This window comes from Bacteroidales bacterium, from assembly GCA_014860575.1.
GTDB lineage: Bacteria > Bacteroidota > Bacteroidia > Bacteroidales > JAAYJT01 > JAAYJT01.
The window spans coordinates 62,088-82,991 of the sequence record JACZJK010000016.1 but is presented as its reverse complement, the minus strand read 5'-3'; the positions used below and the strand labels follow the sequence as shown (position 1 = coordinate 82,991).

The window sequence follows — 20,904 nt, the reverse complement described above, 5'->3', positions numbered from 1 at the left end:
TATTTTTGTGAACCAATTAATTTATCAATAAACCATAATAAGATGAAAAACAACTACCCGACCTTTTCAACAGGCATTGCTTCATTAATGAAGGCTTTCAGTTCTGTGGCTGTGCTTTATCTCACACTGCTAATATTTCCGTTTACACTAACCCATGCACAGATTTATGAACCTGAAGGCCTCAACATGCCTGGGGCATGGAATGGCTGGACAAATCCTCCGACTAACAATCTTGCGCTCGCAAGTTATACACAGGTTACGGGTGGCCGCGTTACCAAAATATCAACAGGAATTCCCCGCTGGCAAACCATTTTCAGTGTTGCTGAAAGCGGTGGGGACCTGATTGGAGGAACCTATGACTGGCTTTTCACAAGCGGTCCAACCGGAACTCCATTTCAAAACAAATGGGCCAATGTAAATGTGTTAATGAACACACTGCAAAGCTATACTTTCCAAGGGGCGAATGATAATAATATTACCCTGGTAAATAACAAATGGTACACCGTGGTGTGGAAAGATAGCGGTTATTTACCTACACAGGCCATTTTTATGGAAACCAGCGCCGAGCCTGTTAACATCGCATCTGTTTCTTCTCCTGCCGGAAGTATTGATCCAAATCAAGAGGTATTGGTAACGATAACTACCAGTTTGGCTGCATCAGCTGAGGAGGTTTTTTATGTAAGATATACAATTAATGACTGGATTACCTCTTCGGTAGTAGCAGTGAATATGAGCGGTAGTTCGGGTACCGCCACCATTCCCGGGCAACCGGAAGGCACCAATGTAGAGTATTATGCTTTCAGTTCAACAGTGGCCAGTATAATCGCTGATTTCGACCTTTATACAATCCATCTTAACAACAATAGCGGAAATTTTTATGCTTATGCTGTGGTGGGAACCCCCACCTCAGAGATCAGTTGGGCCAACTTGCAGAGCCCCGCTTCGGGCACAATTGAATCGGGTCAGGAATTTAATGTTTTTGCCCGTGCATTTGCCAACGGAATAACAAATGATCCGGGACAGGGCGCTGGAATACAAGCATGGATTGGCTATAGCACTACCGACACAAACCCGGATACATGGACAAACTGGATTGCTGCAACTTATTTTGGTGACGCGGCCAGTACCGATGAGTATATTGCGAATTTGGGGGCTTCCCTCACCGAATTGGGAACCTACTACTATGCCAGCCGTTTCCAGCTCGATGATCAGGACTACGTGTATGGAGGTTACTCTGCCGGAGGCGGTGGTTTCTGGGATGGCTCGCTGTATGTAAGTGGTTCTGTTGATGTGGTCGTGCTTCCCGATCCTGAAATTACCTTTGCCAATCTTCAGCATCCTCCTTCTGCAGAAATACTTATAGGCGATTCAGTGGTCGTGTATGCTCAGGTATTGGCTGTTGGTGTTGCTCTTACTGAAAACGGTTACGATGGTCTGACCACATGGATCGGCTACAGTGATGCAGACACCCATCCCAACACCTGGACCAACTGGTATCTGGCTCCCTACGCCGGCATCAGTGGGTTTACTGGCAGACCTGAATATATTGGACATATTGGTTCGGATATTAATACCACAGGAACCTATTATTATGCTACCCGCTACCAGCTAGATGGCGGCGATTTTATATACGGTGGGTTTTCAGAGGATGATGGTGGCTTCTGGGATGGTACTGACCATGTTAGTGGCATCCTCACTGTTATTGAAGAAATAATCACCTTTCCGGTATTTTTCAAAGTGGTTGATGAAACCGAATCCTATCAGGCCATTGAGTTCAAAGGAGAAATGATAGAGTGGGCAACGGTTCCAATGGACGAAGATCCTGAATTTACATGGACGCTTACATTGGATGTAGCACCAGGAACCTATGAATGGGGAGTTCTTGAAAACGACGGCACCGAGTTTGGCATCTGGCTGATTGCGGGGTCAAACCTTGTGGTTACTGTTGGGTCAAACGGGGAAATAAGCGGAGAAACCACTTACACAGTCACGGCGCCCCCAACACCTGAAATAAATTGGGCCAACCTGCAACATCCTCCGGCTGGAACTATTGAAACAGCGCAGGAATTCAATGTGTATGGCAGGGTATGGATCAGCGGAATCACCGGTTCCGGAATTGCAACTGATGGCCTTCAGGCCTGGGTAGGTTATCACACCGGAGATACCCATCCTGAAACCTGGCCCAATTGGATACCCGCTACTTTTAATGAGGCTACCGGCGACAACGATGAATTTATTGCGAACCTCGGTTCAGCTATAAACGAGGAAGGAACTTATTACTATGCTTATCGCTATCAATACCTTGACCAGGATTTCGTGTACGGAGGCTATTCTGAAGAGGGAGGCGGTTTCTGGGAAGCCGGGGTTTTCGTATCGGGAGTGCTTACAATAGTTACTGACCTGACGCCGGAAACCCTTGTAGTTGAGGGGCAAACGATCGGCAATGAGATAACCGAATGCTTTGATGCTACCAATAACATCACTGTTTCCACGACAGTGATCCAAAATGGAGCGAATGTTGAATTCAGGGCCGGGGTTAGCATTCTTTTCCTCGGTGGTTTTGTGGTTGAAGCGGGTGGAAGCATGCATGCGCTGATTACTGATGTTTATTGCCAACCTCCGGCAATGTTGCGCTCAAAGCCAACTGAGATTGCTGATGAGTTGCCTTTAGCTGTTGAGAAAGCGCCCATTGTTCAGGTGTTTCCAAATCCCAATTCCGGAAAGTTTAGGGTCAAGGTAAGTAGTGCTGATGAATTCCCGGTGCTGAAAGTTGAAGTATTCAACATGCCTGGTGAACAGGTATTTTCGAACCGATATTGGGGTAATCAGGAATACGACATTGACCTTGGAACCCAGACTGGAGGCGTTTATATAGTACGATTGACTTATGGAAACCAGGTAGCAAATGAAAGAGTAATTATAAGATAGATCTCATTTTTTATCATGCTCTTTTCTTTATATAAGTTGTTTTGGAAATCCCTTCAAGCAATTTTAAACATCATTAACATGAGCCGTTTTGTTTTTACCTTAGCCTTCATCCTTATATGTTGGCTTCCGATCCATGCCCAAACCGAACTTGATGAAAGAGCAGTGATCAGTTTTGAGAAAGGCCTGGGTTTTCATGCACCTGATAGCGCTTTTGGACTTAATCTTCGGTTTCGGATCCAAAACCGCATGGGTCTTAAAAACACTTTAGGGAATGATGTTTTAATTGATGAAGTTGAAGCCCGGATTCGTCGTCTCAGGCTGAGGATAGATGGATATACAAAAAATCAGAGGCTTACTTATTTCCTTCAGCTATCTTTCTCCCGCGATGATCAGGATTGGGACAATTCAAAAATTCCAAATGTGGTTCGCGATGCAATGGTCTATTATCGTTTCAATCCCAAATTTTATATAGGCTTTGGGCAGGGAAAACTGCCCGGCAACAGGCAGCGCATTAATTCATCAGGTCAACTGCAATTTGCTGATCGCTCAATTGTAAACGCTGAGTTTAATATTGACCGAGATTTTGGGCTAATGCTTTACTTCTCCGACAATCTTGGCGTGATTGATTATAATCTTAAGGGAGCCATATCAAGCGGCGAAGGCCGAAACAACCTGAAATCTGATAACGGCCTGGCTTACACCGGAAGGATTGAACTGCTGCCTCTAGGAAAGTTCCTTTTCGACGGGGATTTTTCTGAAGGGGATCTGGTAAGGGAAATAAGACCAAAACTTGCCCTGTCAGTTGGATACAGCTTTAATCATAAAGCCCTTAAAGAAGCTGGTCAGAGGGGAGTTTTTCTTTACGAACCCCGTGATATTCACACATTCTATGGTGATTTACTTTTTAAATATATGGGGTGGGCATGGTCATCGGAACTGATGCAACGAAATGTGGATAACCCGCTAACCTATGCAGGTGAGGACAGTATCCATATTGTCACAGGAAAAGGATTTACAACCCAGCTTAGTCACTATCTTATCAATACATGGGAAGTGGCGGGAAGGTTCTCAATGATTGAACCTGATCATAAGGTTTCCGCTCTTGAAGCGGCACAAACTGAATATACACTGGGAGTAACCAAATATATCCGCAAGCACAGGGTTAAAGCGCAGGGTAATGTGACTTATGGCATTTTCAGGCCTCTTACCGGGCCTGAAAATGCCTATTTAAATGTGCAGTTCCAGGTTGAACTTGGAATTTAGGCAATGCACTAAAATTTGATCAATTCAGTCCCCGCTGAATACATCACGGTGTAAGTGCTTGCTTCTTCTTCTGTGTCAGCAGCGAAACCACAACCAGGGTGATAAATGACAATGGTATCGAAATGATTCCGGGATTATCGAAAGGCATCAATGCACTTTCGCGGGGCAGCCTGAACTGTTCAAACATACTGGGTGATAATAGAATAATCACAATGGCCGATACGATGCCCACAAAGATGGAAGCAACAATGCCTTTCGATGTGGTCTTATCCCAGAAAATGATCATCACAATGGCCGGCAAATTTGCAGAAGCCGCAACTGCAAAGGCCAGTCCGACCAGGAACGATACATTCATACCTTTGAATAAAATACCCAGGAGAATGGCGGCGATCCCAACGCCAAAGGCGGCCAGTTTTCCTGCTCTCACCTTGGCTTTGTCATTCATTTTCCGGTTAAGGTACTTATCAAAAAAGTCATGGGCGATAGCGCCTGATGATGCCACAATAAGTCCGCTCACGGTTCCCAACACAGTAGAAAAAGCTATGGCTGAGACTATAGAAAAAATAAAAACACCAAACGACTTGGCAAGCAATGGCGCCGACATATTACTGCTTTCCATATCGAGTACGCCATTGATCATGGCTCCGAAGCCCATATACATGGTTAGAATATAAAAGAAGCCAATGGCGGCAATGGCAACAATGGTGGATTTTCTTGCGGCACGCTGGCTGCGAACCGTATAATACCGGATCAGAATATGTGGTAAAGCAGCAGTTCCCAGAAACAGTGCAAGCATCAGCGAGGCAAAATTGAGCTTATCCCAGAATGATGCCTCTTTTCCTACTTTAAATACCAGGCCAGGCTTCATTACATCTTTACCCTGTCTCGTTTCCTGGTACCAAACTGTCACCTTTTCGGCTCCATCATTGAAATAGCTTTTCTTAAACAATACCATCTCACTTTGTTCAATTCTTTTAAGGAAGCCCAGCGGACCAACTGGACCGGTACTTTCAATTTCTTCTCCATCTTCCATGATCCTGCTCATATGGCCTACCTGGTAAAACATACGTTCACTTTTGGGCTGGCCGTTGTAAAGTACATCGCCGCTTGCAAGAACTGTTTTTGACAAGGTTTCACTCAGACAAATGGAATTATCATCAGCAGAATCTACCTTATACCACCTTTCAGTACCACTATGCAAGAGTTTAACAAAAAGGTATTTGCCCACAGCAACCTCACTTAAATAATCATATTCTTCGAGGTTATGAAAGTCCATTTGCCCGTCTTTCATCTCAACCTCTATGCTGCAAGGTGCAATATAATCGGGGCGGGGCGGGTTATCGAGGCCTTTATTGAGAATAAAAAAAGTAATAAGCGTTGAAAATATAATCAGCAAACCACCTTTAATAAACTGAACATAGGTGGTGGAGGTCATGCCGGCCGTGGCAACAATCAGAATTACCACTGAGCCAACAATAATGACTCCAATCCAATGCGGAAGACCAAGCAATGGAACTACCAGATCACCAGCTCCTACCATTTGCGGGATCAGATAAAAGATGGAAACCACAAGCGTGCTTATGGAGGCCATTAACTTGATACCTTTGGAGTTGAATTTCGCATCCAAAGCATCGGCAAACGTATATTTCCCCATGCGTTTAAGCGGTTCGGCAACAATAAAAAGGGCAACCACCCAGCCGGCCAGAAACCCGATGGAATATAAAAAGCCATCGTACCCGGCAAATGCGATCATCCCGCAAATGCCCAGGAAAGAGGCAGCCGAAAGATAATCGCCGGCAAATGCAATTCCGTTAACGCCCCAGTGAATATTGCCTCCGGCAGCGAAATAACCACTTGCAGATTTGGTCTTCGAACCAAAATAGAAAGACAGCGCCAGCACTAAACCTACAAAAAAAACAAAAAATATGACAGCCCAGATTGATACTTCGTATATCATGACTCTTCCCCTCCATTCATTTTGTTTTCAAGACGTGTGCACATCGCATTATAAATGAAGCCCATAACAATGGCGAGGATAATCAGGCCAAAGCCGTAAACGACTGCAAGGTTCTGACCTCCGATGATGTAAACGCCCATCAGGTCGGAAAAAAACACCCCAATGATGACGAATCCAAAATAAATGATCGTGTAAATTAAAAAAAGCTTGACCCCAAGCTTGCTTTTCTTTTCAGCCGCTTTATCCGGGCCGATTTCATGATTTGAGTGTTCGTGGAGCATAATGTTGGTTTTAGATGAGATTGATGGGCAAAAATAAAGTTTTTATGCTCATGTGCAAGAGTGGATTTAAAAATCTGATAAACTTATAATTAGTCTATGGAAATGTAGTGCTTTTCCGGTTCTTGTTTGTTGAGGATAGCTTGATTGGTATTACAAAATCTGTACTTTTACAGTTCAAATTATTTAACAACGTTTTATGAGAAAGCTTACAACTTTTCTGCTGTTAATGTTAACCGCACTTGCGGTTATTGCCAACCCAATATCAGATCTGATAAAAACCTCGGGAAACGCAAAGGACTATCCAGGCTGCAACCTGTTGATCCTTTTCGATAGCACCAATGTTGAGGTTCAGGAAACCGGGCTTGGGTATTTTAATATGCACCAGGTTTTTAAGGTGCTAACCAAACAAGGTGCGCTTGACAAACGGGTAATCAGGATTGATTACGACCCGCTCTCAGCTGATGTGGAATTCCGCATGGTAAAGATTTATCGCTCAAACGGAACGGTTGAAGAGCTTGATCTTTCTGCTGTACTCGATTATCCGGCGCCTGCCCGGGCAATTTATTGGGGCGCCAGCGAGAAAATGATCGAGTTGGGAAGGCTCGAACCCGGTGATGCCGTGGAGCTAAAATACTTCAAGAAAGGTTTTACTTATGCCTTGCTTCTTGAGGATGATGAGGAACGCTTTATCCCTCCCATGCGTGGCCATTATTACGATATTGTGCCCTTCTGGAGCAGCGAGCCTATGCTTGAAAAGGTTTATTCGGTCAGCATGCCAAACGACAAGCCCGTTCAATATGAGTTTTACAATGGTGAATGTAAATCCTCATTAAGGTTTGAAGATGGAAAAACCGTGTACACATTTTCAATGAAGAATATTTTGCCGCTAAAGCGCGAACCCAATATGGTTGATCTTTTTGATGTGGGTCCAAAACTCTTGCTCACCACAAGCCCTGATTGGGAAGCAAAATCACGCTGGTTTTATGGTGTGAACGAAGATTATGGCAGTTTCGATCCGACCCCTGAAGCCGAAGCATTTGTTAAAGAATTGCTGAAAGATGCGAAAACTGAAATGGACAGTGTTTCGATCCTCACCCACTGGGTGGCCGACAATATGCGTTATTCAGGCATTTCAATGGGGCCAGGCGAAGGGTTCACACTACATAATACAGCCATGAACTTTACCGACCGCTGCGGGGTTTGCAAAGACAAAGCTGCATTGCTCATTTCGTTTTTGCGAATTGCCGGTTTTGAATCCTACGCGGCAATGACGATGGCCGGTTCGCGCATCGAAGACATTCCTGCCGATCATTTCAACCACAGCGTCACGGTGGTAAAACTCTCCGATGGGCAGTATCATCTGCTCGATCCAACCTGGGTGCCTTTTGTGAGGGAATTATGGTCAAGCGCCGAGCAGCAACAGCATGTATTGATGGGTTTGCCCGAAGGCGCCGATCTGATGGAAACACCCATTTCGCCACCCGAGAACCATTACCTGAGAATGAGTGCCACTTCGGATTTAAAATCTGACGGCACATTGACTGGCGTTGTAAGCTTAGAGGCTGAAGGCCAAACCGATGCCGCTATACGTGGAATGTTTACACGGGATTACAAATCGCAATGGGAGCACAACGTTGCCGCCGAACTATTGCGGTTGTATCCCCGGGCTGAAATTACTGACATAAAGTTTAGCGATCCTATTGATTACATGGCCGGGCCTGTAAATATTCAAATCAGCTTCAACATCCCGGATTTTGCTTTCACAGGCAACAAACAAATGCTTTTCACTCCGTTGCTCGCCGGTAATTTTATGAGCCGCGCCATGGGGCATTTGTCGCTGAACACCGATTTACAGGAAAGAAAATATGCTTTCCGCGATCGTTGCAGTCGTCTGGTGGAGGTTAACGAAACCATCAGCCTGCCCGAAGGCTATGAACTTTTATTACCGAAGGAAGAGGTCACCACCGAAGGCGAGGCTGCTTCTTATAAGGGTGGATACACCCAGCAGGGAAATTCAATTGTGTTGAACCAACAGATTATTCTCGGAAAAAGAGTGTATGAACCTTCTGAATGGCCTGAATTCAGGGCCGCGGTTCAGGCGCAGAAAAACCTGGCTGGGATGCCTGTCATCCTTAAAAAGTGATGTTGTTCAAGATCATAAAAACCACGAAAAACACATTCAAAATGAAAAAACTTACTTTACTCATCATATCCTTACTTTGTGTTGCGGCAGGCTATTCACAAAATGAAAATGCTGATGCTATTTATGAAAAGATTAAAAGGGAATACACGCTGAACAACGATGGAAGCATGGTTTTCAGGGAGTTCAAACAAATGAAATACCTGACTCATTTATCATTTAACCGGCTTTACGGCGAAACCTTCATTGTGTATAATCCCCGCTTCCAGGAACTTGTCATCAACGAAGCCTACACCATTATGGCCGATGGCAGCAAAGTTATAACCCCGCCCAATGCATTCAACGAAGTATTGCCGCGCAACGCAGCACAATCGGCCACGTACAATCACCTTCGCGAAATGGTGGTTACACATACCGGGCTGGAAATCGGTGCCAGCGTTTATTTCGACTACAGCATCATCACAAAAAAAGACTTTTGGCATGCGCTGATGGGAAATGTATTAATCAAAGAATCGTCGCCCGTGCGGGAAATGGAAGTTATTGTACGCATGCCTGATAACCAGCAATTGAACTATCAAATGTTCAATTCTGAAACCAAACCGGAAGTTGTAACAAAAGGTTCAGAACAAATATTTACCTGGAAATTCGACAATCTCAGCGCTTCGTCAAAAGAGCCATTTATTGGCAAATACCAAGCAATGACACCAAGGTTGATTTTCAGCACAGCCGGGAATATCTCAGATTTAGCCCATTGGGTCGCACGCCAGGACGCATTTGATTACCAACTTAGCGATGAAATAAAAAGCTTCATTGATAAAATCACTGCCGAAAAACCTGATGAATTGAAGATCATTCAATCATTGCAAAAGGAAGTGGCTCAGTCAATGGCCTGGGGCAGAGCCGAACCAATCTATACCGGCTTCGTATGCCGAACCCCTTCCGAAGTCTGGAAAAGCAACGGAGGTAGCCTGTTGGAAAAAACAGTATTGCTTGCGGCAATGCTCAGGCATGCCGGCATTGATGCTTCGCCGGCATTGGCTGGTCCCCGCAGCTTGTTCGAACCCAAAGCCTCCAATTTGCTGTTGTTTGAAGAGTCCATCGTAATTATTAATACCCGAAACCACGGAACCGTTTATTTGTCAGCAACAGTTGTTGAAAACCAAAGTCTTGAGTATCTATTTCAGAATGAGGTGATCATGCCTTTATTGAAAACAGGGGAAATTACTCCAATATTTCCAAAATCATTCCCGGGCGAAATAACCTTTAACGGACGATTTAGCATTGATACAGCAATGAACCTTACCGGCGAAATTGAAACCAGCCTGCAAGGGAGCAACAATCCGTTTTTCAGCTTAAGTGAAGCGCCAGGCAAATTGGGCTCTTTCATCAGCGGTGGAATCATCAAAAAGGGTGAAAATTCTGTCAGTATCACTGAACTGAGCAAGGAAAAATCTTCAGCAACACTAGCCGTTGAGAAAACTAATCCATTCAGGGAATTTTCAGGCTATTATCAATGGGAACTTCCTTTTATGAACCATGGGTTCGAAAGTTACCGGGTAAATTACCTGGCTACTTCACGCACCGATTCTTTTATGGTGCCAGCCGGTTTAGATGAGAAATACGAGTTTACAATTGATTTACCTGCGGGATATGAATTTGTTAACCCGGATGCCAGTCTGGAAGAGAAATGCGCTGCCGGCTCAGTAAGCATAAACTTTAGTAACGATGAAAATCAATTAATGGTAACACGCGTAATCCAACTGACCAACACGCTTGTTTCTCCTGAAGATTATGAATCTTTCAGAACAATGGTCAATCTTTGGCTAGAAAAGAATTACAAAACCATCGTTTTCAAAAAGACAGAATAGGCTGACTCAATACTTATGGATTGAGTGTTTTTTGTCATTCTGAGCGCAGCGAAGAATCTGTTTTACAACTATTTAGAGCTCCTTCTCCACCGTTGTGGTTCTGGATGACAGGATTTAACCTTTTAATTTATAGCCTGTCTTAGCCCCAATCATCTGGCAATTGCCGTTTAAGCTCTGATACAGCCCTTTCAACGGCTATTCAGGCGGACTCATCCATTTTTGTTTTACCACCCTTTCAGGCGCATCTACTTTTGCCGTGAAAATTTCATTTAAACATTAACTCGAAAAAAATTACAACAATGAAAACAAGAATTTTTCTTACAGCAGCAGTGATAGCCGTTTTATCAATCAGCAGCTTCGCTCAAAAAAACAACCGCTTTGGTATTGAACTCAATGGTGGCGCATCTTTTGCGACCCAAAAACTCAGCGAAGCAGAACTGAACACAGGTTTTGGTTTCGAAGGCATTTTACAATATCATTTTCTGCCGCAACTCGGAGTTTATGGTGGATGGGGCTGGAACCGTTTTGGCGCCGACGATTCCTTTGCCGGACAGGATGTTTGTTTTGAAGAAACAGGTTACATCTTAGGGTTACAGTTCAGGCAAGCGCTTGGCAACTCCAACACAACTGCATTCCTTCGCGCCGGAAGTTTATACAACCACATTGAAATTGAGAATGCCGATGGCGACATAGTCAAAGATAGTGGTCATGGTTTCGGCTGGCAGGTTGCCGGTGGTGTTGAAATCCCCCTGGGTTCAAACTGGAGCGTTGCACCTGGCGTAAAGTTCAATTCTTTGAACCGTGACATTGATCTTGAAGGAAGTACAAGGGAATTGAAGCACAATTATATTTCAGCACGCGTGGGGATTGTGAAAAGATTTTAAACCTTTGGGTATATTATTATTCAAAACCCCGGCGGATTTTTTAAAGTCCGCCGGGATTTTTTATTTCATTACGCTAATTTTGTTTCGCAGATTATTCCATCCTAACCAATAAAAATCATGGCCATTCCCACCAGCAGAACCAAAGAAAAGGCAAGTATACACATCAACATCGAAAAATGTACTGGCTGCGGCCGTTGTGTTGATGTTTGCAGCGATAACAGCCTGATGCTCGAAAGCGGCAAAGTGGCTGAACGAAATTCCCCGCATTTTGGGTGTATCGGTTGCGGGCATTGCATGGCTGTTTGCCCTGACGACGCCATCGAAATCCTTGGCCGCACGCTAAGTCCGGATGATTTGTTTGATTTGCCTTCCAGGGAAGGCTCCGCAAATTATAATGAAGTTCTTTCACTTCTGCAGCGGCGAAGGAGTATACGGAGGTTTAAGGATAAAATTATCAGCCAGGAAATTGCCGAGAAAATACTGGCAGCAGCAAGCACCGCACCCATGGGCTTGCCGCCATCAGATGTAAATGTGCTGGTGTTTGAAACCAAAGAAAAGAACCGCGCTTTTGCGCAGGACTTCTGTACTTATCTTGAGGGAATGAAATGGTTCGTATCGGATTGGTTCCTTACAATTATGCGTCCATTTTGGGGCAAATCTGCCGATGAAATGTTTCGGGGTTTCATAAAACCGCTTTTTAAAGTTTATACCGAAGGCATGAAAGAAGGCAAAAATCTGGTGAACTACGATGCGCCGCTTGCGATGTATTTTTATGGTTCAACATATTGCGATCCAGCTGATCCTATTGTTGCTGCCACTTATGCCATGATCGCCGCCGAATCACTGGGTTTGGGAACATGCATGCTGGGCGGAATCCATCCACTGATACAAAGTGGAAAGAAAGCAAAGCAATTCCGAGAGCAGCATGGCATCAAGGGCAAAAGCCGTGAGGGCTTGTTTGTAATTTTTGGATATCCGGCAGTTACTTACCGGAAAGGGATTAAGCGAACGTTTGCCTCAGTGAACTGAACAAACAAAACCCCCGTCTGAATTCTGACTTTGATGAAGTGAAATCACTAAATTTTCCTTCACCTTTATCAAGCCACACGTGTTGGCTATTCGGGAATTTTCATTTCCTAAGTAAGAATTATCTGAAACTCTAGATTCGTTTGAACCTTATTTGGTTTCTGAAAAAAGAAAAACCCCGCCAGGCTCCAAACCTAACGGGGTTTTCAGTTTAATCATTCTCTCTTTGGCTCACCCCTTCTCCTTGTCTCCATTTCTCCCAGCCTTTCTTCTCTCTTCCTACATCCCGTACATCTCAATAATCTCCTGCTTGCTCTTGCCAAGGATGTTGTACTTCTTGCCTACTTTAATGAAAGCATCCAGCGCTTTTTCGAGGTGGTGCATTTCGTGGCCGGCTGAGATTTGCGTGCGGATACGTGCGGCGCTTTGCGGAACCACCGGGAAGAAGAACCCAATGGCGTAAATGCCTTCGGCAAACAAATCGCGTGAGAAATCCTGGGCAAGCCTGGCATTGAACAACATCACCGGAACAATGGGTGTATCGCCGGGACGAAGCACAAAGCCGGCTTCTTCCAAACCTTTACGCCAGAATGCAGTATTTGCTTCAAGTTTATCGCGACGTTCGGTGGAGGCTGAAAGGATTTCAAGCACTTTCAAAACGCCTGCCACAACCACTGGAGCAATCGTGTTCGAGAAAAGATAGGGACGCGCTTTCTGGCGGCACATTTCCACCAGCTCCTTACGACCCGACACACAGCCGCCGGATGCACCACCAAGCGCTTTCCCGAAAGTAGTAGTGATGATGTCAATCTTGCCCATCACGCCGCAATGTTCGTGGGTGCCACGGCCGGTTTTGCCAATGAAGCCGCTGGAGTGACTGTCATCCACAAACAGCATGGCATCGTACTTATCGCAGAGTTCCACCATATCGTCAAGTTTGGCGGTATCGCCGTCCATGCTGAAAACACCATCGGTTATCACAACTTTCAGGCGCTTATCGCTGTGCAGTTGCAGTTTCGACTCCAGGTGTGCCATGTCGCTGTGTTTGAAGGTATCGGTCATCGCACTGCAAAGACGAATGCCGTCAATGATGCTGGCGTGAACCAAACGGTCACTGATCATCACATCATCTTTGGTTAGGATCGCCTCAAAAACGCCGGCGTTAGCGTCCATACAAGACGGAAAAAGGATAGTGTCTTCGGTTCCAAGGAATTCGGTAACCTTGCGCTCCAGTTCTTTGTGAATGTCCTGGGTTCCACAGATAAACCTTACGGATGACATGCCATAGCCGCGGGTATCAAGTCCTTCGTGTGCAGCTTTGATCACATCCGGATGGCTCGAAAGCCCCAAATAGTTGTTTGCGCACATGTTAATGACTTTTTTCAGGGAAGCGCCTTCGGGGAATTCCACTTCAATGTCGGCAGCCTGTGAGGAGTGTATATAACGTTCAACTTTGAACAAGCCTGCGTCCTGCATGTCGGTCAGGGTTTGCTTGTAAATGTCTCTTACTTTGTTGCTGTAAGCCATGTTTCTCTGATTTTTAGGGTGTAGATTTAGTTATTTGGTGGGAAACGGCAAAATGATGCTGTTTCAAAACCTGTGAACTTGCTATTTTTTGTCATTCTGAGCGCAGCGAAGAATCTAAGACACAGACACGCAAAGATCCTTCACTCCGTTCAGGATGACAAGATTTGAACTATTGAGACAGTTTCCAACTGCCAACATTATTTCAGGAATTCATTTACCAAAACAACGATCTTGTTCACCGAGTCGAAAGCTTCCGGAGTTGCTTTGTCGTCGGGGATAGAGATTTTGTACTTGTTTTCAAGGAATCGTTTGAGCGAAACCATTGAAAAAGAGTCAACAATACCGCCGCTGATCAGCGGGGTGTCGTACAATATCTCCTCGTCTTCGTCTTCGAGGTATTCATCAATTACATACTGTAATACAACGTCTTTCATTTCTTCTTCCATTTTCGTGTTTTTTTAAAGTTAGTATTAATTTGAAGGGTTCGTACTGTTTGCTTATTACTTGTGATGCTGTGATGCAGTTATACAGTGATGCAGTGAGGTTGTTACTTGGATTTGAGGTGGTACATAAGTTTGGCGATTGCGTTTTTTTCGTGATCGCACCTTAATCTTCGTTTTTCGGCTGTTTCTTTGTTGAGATAGTTCAGGTCCTCAGCGATGTAATACATGTTCTTTACTTCATTACATGATGATTTTGAAATATTGAGAAACTGGTGAAATTCCTTTTTGCCTTCACGGCCATGGCCTTCAGCAATATTATTCATAATTGAGATGGATGCACTGTTTATTTGATTCCTGAACTCAAAGTCTCTGCAAGCACTGAAATCCACATAAACATCTTTAACAATTTCCCTTGCCATCTTCCAAATCTCCAAATCCTCAAAACTCTTCGCAAACATAAAACAAGTCTTTCTCTTTACAGTATCACTGTGTTACTGCATCACTGTATCACAATCAAAGACTAATCATCTTCAAGAGTGGAAGTATCCCCAATCTCCTCTCCCCACTCCTGTGCGTGGAGGATACGGCGCATGATCTTGCCGCTGCGGGTTTTGGGGAGTTTTTCAATGAACTCAATTTCCTGCGGCATGGCCAGGGGCGAAAGCCTTTTCCTGATGTAATTCATGATTTGCAGTTCGGTGTCGTCATTGGGTTCGAACCCAGGTTTCAGGGTCACAAAAGCTTTTACAACTTCCATGTTGATATCATCGGGTTTGCTCACCACGGCAGATTCGGCTACGGCTTCATATTCCAGCAATGCAGATTCTACTTCAAACGGACTTACAAGGTGTCCGCCGGTGTTGATCACATCGTCATCACGGCCTACAAACCAGTAATAACCATCGGCATCCAGTTTTGCGCGGTCGCCGGAGAGATACCAGCCGTTTACGAATTTCTTTTTGAAGGTTTCTTCGTTGTTCCAGTAACCTCTCATCAAAGCAGGCCAATCGGGTCTGAAGCCAATCAACCCAATAACTCCGGGTTCGGAAATGGGTTCGTAAGTTTTTGCGTTCAGAACAGCAGCCGTGAGGCCCGGGAAAGGCTTGCCCATGCTACCGGGTTTTACCTTCATGCCGGGATAGTTGCAAATCATGTGCGAACCGGTTTCTGTTTGCCAGAAAGTATCGTAAAATGGTTTCCCAAACACTTTTTCCGACCAGATCACGGCTTCGGCATTGAGTGGTTCTCCAACACTGGCTAAGTGGCGTAAGCATGAGAGATCAAATTTCTTCACAATCTCATCGCCGGCTTTCATCAGCGAGCGGATTGCCGTGGGCGCCGAATACCACATGGTGATGCGGTATTTTTCAATAAACCGGTACCAGGCTTCTGCCGAGAAACCTGCTTCGAGTACGCAATTAGTCACGCCATTGCTGAAGCCGCCGATGATTCCATAGGATGTTCCGGTTACCCAACCCGGGTCTGCGGTGCACCAGTATATGTCATCTTCCTGTAAATCCAATGTCCATTTTGAGGTCAGATATTGAGAAATCAGCGAATAATGCACATGCTTCACGCCTTTCGGCTGACCGGTGGTTCCTGATGTGTAATGCAGCACCGATGGCGACTCGGCGGTTGTTGGATGAATTTCGATATGCTCAACCGGTTCGGCATCTTCGAGAGAGAACACCACTTCGCGTTCCTTGAGTTCTTTTTTGCCATCGTGGTCAACAATGATGATGTGCTTGAGATAAGGCATTTTGTCAATGAGCTTGCGAACCTTACCCACATGCTTGCGCTGTGTAATGATGGCGGTGGTTTCGGCATTCTCGAGGCGAACATGCAGGGATTCTTCGCCAAAAGCGGAAAACAATGGCTGCACGATGGCGCCGATTTTCAGCACGCCCAAAAATCCAAGGTAGAGTTCGGGGATGCGATCCAAAAAAATGCACACCCTGTCGCCGGCATCTATGCCCAGCGAGCGGAGGAAATGGCCGATGGTGTTGGAAGTCAGCCTCACATCATTGTAAGTGTATTTCTTTTCAACGCCCATGGCGTTTTCCCAGAGCAAGGCCATTTTATCTGCCTTGCCCATCTGGCAGATGCGGTCGGAGCAGTACCAGCCGATATTGATCATATCGCCGGGTTTGTAGTCAAGTTCGTCTTCAGCAATTTTCCAGCTGAAGTCTTTCAATCGTTCTTCGTAAGAGCGGATGTTCGACATAGAGATGTTTGTTTTTATAGTTACTGAGATGTTTTTTTTCTTACCACATAGACACATGAGACACATAGATATCACATAGAATAGTTTAAAATTTCACTCCGCTGGTAGTTTGGCATAAATCTCATTTACTAGCGTTTGTTGTCCGTGTTCAAAAATGTTAATGCTATTGAAATTCAGAGTAGCTCGTCAATTTAACTTTCAAAATATTATTACTATTGTGTCCTATGTGTCTATGTGTTTAAAAACTTACTTCTCAATAATCACAATTGCATTCACCATATCCCGGATATGCGAAAGCGATACCTGGATATTGGTAATATTTATTTCTGCAACAAAATCCCTGGTTTTTCCGTAAAGGACTATTAATGGCTTTCCAAGCTGATCGTTGGTAACCTCCACTTCGTTGAATTGAAGCCCGTCGCGCCAGCCGGTGCCGATGGCTTTCAGGAAGGCTTCCTTGGCGGCAAAGCGGGCCGCATAATGCTGGGCTTTATTTTTCTTGGTTTCGCAATAAGCAATTTCACCGGGAGTGAACAGCTTTTCTTTCAGCCCTGAATTGTTTTCAAGCTGTTTTTCAATGCGTTCAACTTCAATAATATCTGTTCCTATTCCGAAGATCAAGGCCTTTTGAATTTAGGCCGCAAGATAGGAAAAAGTCTGATTTCTGGCTATATCGCGCCTAATTTCTTTCCCACTTTCGTGAACTTTTCGATGGCAAAAAGAATATTCTCTTTTGAGTGTGCTGCGCTGATCTGAACCCTTATCCTCGACTTCCCTTTTGGAACCACAGGATAGTAGAAACCAATGACATAGATGCCTTCATTGAGCAATTCATTGGCAAAATCCTGCGACAATTGTGCATCATTTGGTAGGTGGCCGAGCAAAACAGGAACAATCGGATGAGTGCCAGGTACTATCTTAAAACCTGCTTCTTCTATTCCACTGCGGAAAAGTTTTGTGTTTACATTCAGCTTATCGCGCAGTTCTGTTGTTTCGGTAAGCAGTTTTATCACTTCGAGGGTTGCCCCGCTGATAGCCGGAGTAAGGGAATTTGAAAAAAGATACGGCCTTGAGCGTTGACGTAACAAATCAATGATTTCTTTGTGACCCGAAACACAACCACCGGATGCACCGCCCAGCGCTTTCCCGAAAGTAGTGCTGATGATATCCACCCTTCCTATCGCATTGCAATGCTCGTGGGTTCCACGTCCACGCTCACCAATAAAACCGGTGGCGTGAGAGTCGTCAACCATGACGAGGGCATCATATTTTTCAGCTAAATCGCATACTTTGTCAACCTGGGCAATGATGCCATCCATTGAAAAAACACCATCCGTTACAATGAGTTTGAACTTTGCTCCGGATGCTTCTTTGAGCTGGGCTTCCAGATCGTTCATGTCGTTATTTTTGTAACGGAAGCGCTGCGCCTTGCAAAGCCTTACGCCGTCAATGATGGAAGCATGGTTGAGTTCATCGCTGATGATGGCGGAATCTTCGCCAAGCAATGGTTCAAAAATGCCGCCATTGGCATCAAAGGCTGATGAGTACAAAATGGTGTCTTCCATTCCGAGGAACTCACTGAGTTTTTCTTCAAGTTGCTTGTGAACCAGTTGGGTTCCGCAGATAAACCTGACGGATGCCATGCCAAAACCCCATTTGAAGAAGGCATAGTTCGCAGCGGCCATGACTCTGGGATCGTTACACAAACCAAGGTAATTGTTTGCGCAGAAATTTAAAACATCCAAACCTCTTTTGGTTTTGATATGAACCCCCTGTGGGGTCATTAAAATGCGTTCATCCTTATATAGTCCGTCCTGCCTGATCTTCTCAAGTTCAGTTTGCAGGTGTTCTTTCATTTTTCCGTACATCGCTTCGGGTATTTCGGCTGCAAAGGTATGGGTTTTTGTGATGCTGGCTTTCTTGTGATGCAGTTCCCGAATCACTTCGTTCTCGGGATTTCGCTGCGCTCAAGATGCTGTATGGAGTAGTGGAGTAATGGAGTGTTGGGCGGGTGCAGTAATACAGTGTTTTTCTTGTTTACGAATGCTCATAAACCTTGAGTCCACTCCGAAAAGTCACAAATTGCTGATTTTTATCGCTTTTAGCCCCTGGCCCCTAAAGGGGAAACGCTAAAAATCAGCAATTTGTGGAAGTCCCCTTTAGGGGATTTAGGGGCGTATTGACTTTTCGGAGCAGACTCAACCTTGAGTTTGTAAATTACGCTTGAATGCTTTCTGTACCTTTGTAAACTAAATCTTCATAGATGAAAATTGCTGCATTGGTTTCAGGTGGGGTTGACAGCTCGGTGACCATTCCGCTTTTGAAAGAGCAGGGGTTTGAGCCGGATATCTTCTATATCAAAATAGGGATGGAAGACAAGGCCGGCTTCATGGACTGCCCTTCGGAAGAGGACATTGAGATTGTAACCTGGATCGCAAAAAAGTATGGCTGCCGTATGGAAATCGTTGACCTGCAAAAGGATTACTGGGAAAGTGTGGTGGCTTATACAATAGATACCGTGAAAAAAGGCCTTACGCCCAATCCTGATGTGATGTGCAACCTGCTGATCAAGTTCGGGGTGTTTAACGAACGCTACGGCAATGATTTCGATCGCATTACCACCGGGCATTATGCCGGCAGGGTGGAACGCAACAGCAAAGTTTTTCTGGGAACCGCCAGCGATCATGTTAAAGACCAGACCTATTTCCTGGGGCGGATTACCGGCGCACAGATGCAAAAACTCATGTTCCCCCTCGAAAATATGCTGAAGCAGGAGGTGCGGGAAATGGCTCACAATATGAAACTACCCAGCGCTGCCCGCCGCGATAGTCAGGGCATCTGCTTCCTCGGCAAGATCAATTACAACGATTTTATCCGGCGCTATGTGGGCGAAAAGGAAGGTAAAATTGTGGAACTTGAAACCGGAAAAATTCTTGGCAAACACAAAGGCTATTGGTTTCATACCATCGGCCAGCGCAAAGGCCTGGGGCTGGGACAAGGCCCCTGGTTCGTAGTGAAAAAGGATGCGGAAGAAAACGTCATTTATGTTTCCAACGGTTACGATCCCGAAGCACAATACAGCGACGCCATTCTGCTCGAAGATTTCCTTTTCATCACCGAAAACCCATTTCCTGATCTTGCTAATGGCGCTGATATTACATTTAAAATCCGCCATACGCCGGAATTCACAAAAGGAACAATAAAAAGCGAAGGCAACAAAATCATCCTCAAATCCGAAAAACCAATTGCCGGAATCGCAGCCGGGCAGTTTGGTGTAGTTTATGACCGGGAGGAAAAGATCTGTTTGGGAAGCGGGGTGATTAGGTGAAACAGGGCATAATTCTTGCGGCATTTTCAGCATTTGCTTCTGTACATTAGAATATCCACTTAACCAACATTATACCCCATGAGAAAGCAAGTTGTCATATTCATCATTTTGGCGATCTTCATCATCCCAACTCAATTAATCGGCCAATACACTGTAAAATACAATTTCCATCCCCACGACCCCGACTCCTGCATCGTTTCCTTTGTTGATACTGTAAAGAATGAGGTAGTACGGTCGTTTACCCTGGTGGAATATAGCCCTTATTGGAATTTGCCTTATCAGGAGGTAAAACCCGAAGGTTTAGGTAAAAGAAAGGTTTTCAATTTGCAATCAGTAGAGTTCCCAGAAAAAGAAGCACTAGGCTTGTTTTCTTATGATTTATCACCTGATTGTTTTCTTAAATCAGGCAGAACATATTCAACACTTGAACTTTCACAAAACAACCAATATATAATTGTTATTCACTACTTAAATCTTTTCTCAGATAATAGACGTTTAGGACACGCTGCAATTCTGAATATTTACAATGCAAAGGGTGAGCTTATTCGAACGATAAAAAGTAGTGATACAGAGATTTTGCAGCCTTGCATTACAAATAATGGTAAATATTTTGGCTATGTTTATGGAACTGGTTTGAATGAAGATGAAACTGAGATGTCAAAAACAGGATATCGTATCATAAATGTACAAAATGATGAAATAGTTATTGACAGAGAAGTACAAGGACAAGGAATGATGGAAATTGCCGCTGTCAATAATAAGTTTATAACTAGTTATCTTACATTGGAGGATTATCAGAAACGTACTTTTATTGTAGTGATGCCTGAAAACCGGATACAATTCTCCAAAACTTTTTCAAGAAATGAACTAGATAAGTTTAAAGAGGTTACTGATGAGGGATTGTTAATTGGTAATGATTCCAGAAATGATACTAACACGTATTTATTGCGCTTTGACCCGGATTTTGATAGAGAAGAATTAGAATGAGAAATTCCAGGTTCTTATACCTGCTTCAGCAAGACGCAAAATCATTAC

Annotated in this window: 16 protein-coding genes; 8 read left to right on the top strand and 8 right to left on the bottom strand. The window is 44.5% G+C overall.

Annotated elements, in window-relative coordinates:
• Positions 1-42 precede the first annotated feature (42 nt).
• The gene (locus IH597_03325) at positions 43-2,928 is read left to right on the top strand and encodes a T9SS type A sorting domain-containing protein (protein ID MBE0661476.1); all 2,886 of its coding nucleotides are present in this window, start codon (positions 43-45) and stop codon (positions 2,926-2,928) included.
• Positions 2,929-3,006: 78 nt separating this feature from the next.
• Positions 3,007-4,191 carry a porin gene (locus tag IH597_03320; GenBank protein ID MBE0661475.1) on the top strand — a complete coding sequence of 395 codons (1,185 nt, stop codon included), beginning with the start codon at positions 3,007-3,009 and terminating at the stop codon, positions 4,189-4,191.
• 43 nt (positions 4,192-4,234) lie between these two features.
• On the opposite strand, the gene IH597_03315 is transcribed toward IH597_03320, so the two are convergent.
• Positions 4,235-6,148, bottom strand: coding sequence for a cation acetate symporter (locus IH597_03315; GenBank protein ID MBE0661474.1), 1,914 nt, complete (start codon positions 6,146-6,148; stop codon positions 4,235-4,237).
• Complete coding sequence (locus IH597_03310) at positions 6,145-6,429, bottom strand: DUF485 domain-containing protein (protein ID MBE0661473.1); 285 nt, start codon at positions 6,427-6,429, stop codon at positions 6,145-6,147. Before IH597_03310 ends, IH597_03315 begins: the two co-directional genes overlap by 4 nt.
• 196 nt (positions 6,430-6,625) lie before the next feature.
• Between IH597_03310 and IH597_03305 the strand changes: the two genes are divergently transcribed.
• The 4 genes from IH597_03305 (at position 6,626) to IH597_03290 (ending at position 12,350) form a co-directional block, all read left to right on the top strand.
• Positions 6,626-8,572: a DUF3857 domain-containing protein gene (locus IH597_03305; GenBank protein MBE0661472.1), complete on the top strand. Its 1,947-nt coding sequence runs from the start codon at positions 6,626-6,628 to the stop codon at positions 8,570-8,572.
• A gap of 41 nt (positions 8,573-8,613) precedes the next feature.
• Positions 8,614-10,437, top strand: coding sequence for a DUF3857 domain-containing protein (locus IH597_03300; GenBank protein MBE0661471.1), 1,824 nt, complete (start codon positions 8,614-8,616; stop codon positions 10,435-10,437).
• Between the two features lie 299 nt (positions 10,438-10,736).
• The gene (locus IH597_03295; GenBank protein ID MBE0661470.1) at positions 10,737-11,321 is read left to right on the top strand and encodes a porin family protein; all 585 of its coding nucleotides are present in this window, start codon (positions 10,737-10,739) and stop codon (positions 11,319-11,321) included.
• 117 nt (positions 11,322-11,438) lie between these two features.
• Positions 11,439-12,350: a nitroreductase family protein gene (locus IH597_03290; protein MBE0661469.1), complete on the top strand. Its 912-nt coding sequence runs from the start codon at positions 11,439-11,441 to the stop codon at positions 12,348-12,350.
• Between the two features lie 276 nt (positions 12,351-12,626).
• On the opposite strand, the gene IH597_03285 is transcribed toward IH597_03290, so the two are convergent.
• The 6 genes from IH597_03285 to IH597_03260 all read right to left on the bottom strand — a co-directional run bounded on the left by IH597_03285 (position 12,627) and on the right by IH597_03260 (position 18,409).
• Positions 12,627-13,874, bottom strand: a complete 1,248-nt coding sequence (locus IH597_03285; protein ID MBE0661468.1) for a glycine C-acetyltransferase — start codon at positions 13,872-13,874, stop codon at positions 12,627-12,629.
• A gap of 197 nt (positions 13,875-14,071) precedes the next feature.
• On the bottom strand, positions 14,072-14,320 hold the full coding sequence (locus IH597_03280; GenBank protein MBE0661467.1) for a hypothetical protein: 249 nt from the start codon (positions 14,318-14,320) through the stop codon (positions 14,072-14,074).
• Positions 14,321-14,421: 101 nt separating this feature from the next.
• A complete protein-coding gene (locus IH597_03275) occupies positions 14,422-14,775 on the bottom strand; it encodes a four helix bundle protein (protein MBE0661466.1) in 354 nt (117 codons plus the stop codon).
• 62 nt (positions 14,776-14,837) lie between these two features.
• Positions 14,838-16,541 (bottom strand): acetate--CoA ligase, encoded by a 1,704-nt coding sequence (acsA, locus tag IH597_03270; GenBank protein ID MBE0661465.1) that lies wholly within the window; start codon positions 16,539-16,541, stop codon positions 14,838-14,840.
• Between the two features lie 246 nt (positions 16,542-16,787).
• Entirely contained in the window at positions 16,788-17,162 is a 375-nt protein-coding gene (locus tag IH597_03265; protein MBE0661464.1) for a holo-ACP synthase, read from the bottom strand.
• Positions 17,163-17,209: 47 nt separating this feature from the next.
• Positions 17,210-18,409 carry a glycine C-acetyltransferase gene (locus IH597_03260; GenBank protein MBE0661463.1) on the bottom strand — a complete coding sequence of 400 codons (1,200 nt, stop codon included), beginning with the start codon at positions 18,407-18,409 and terminating at the stop codon, positions 17,210-17,212.
• Between the two features lie 395 nt (positions 18,410-18,804).
• Here IH597_03260 and mnmA point away from each other — a divergent pair, with 395 nt between their 5' ends.
• Both mnmA and IH597_03250 read left to right on the top strand, forming a co-directional pair.
• The gene (gene mnmA / locus IH597_03255; protein MBE0661462.1) at positions 18,805-19,869 is read left to right on the top strand and encodes a tRNA 2-thiouridine(34) synthase MnmA; all 1,065 of its coding nucleotides are present in this window, start codon (positions 18,805-18,807) and stop codon (positions 19,867-19,869) included.
• 78 nt (positions 19,870-19,947) lie between these two features.
• Positions 19,948-20,856, top strand: coding sequence for a hypothetical protein (locus IH597_03250; GenBank protein ID MBE0661461.1), 909 nt, complete (start codon positions 19,948-19,950; stop codon positions 20,854-20,856).
• Positions 20,857-20,904: the final 48 nt, after the last annotated feature.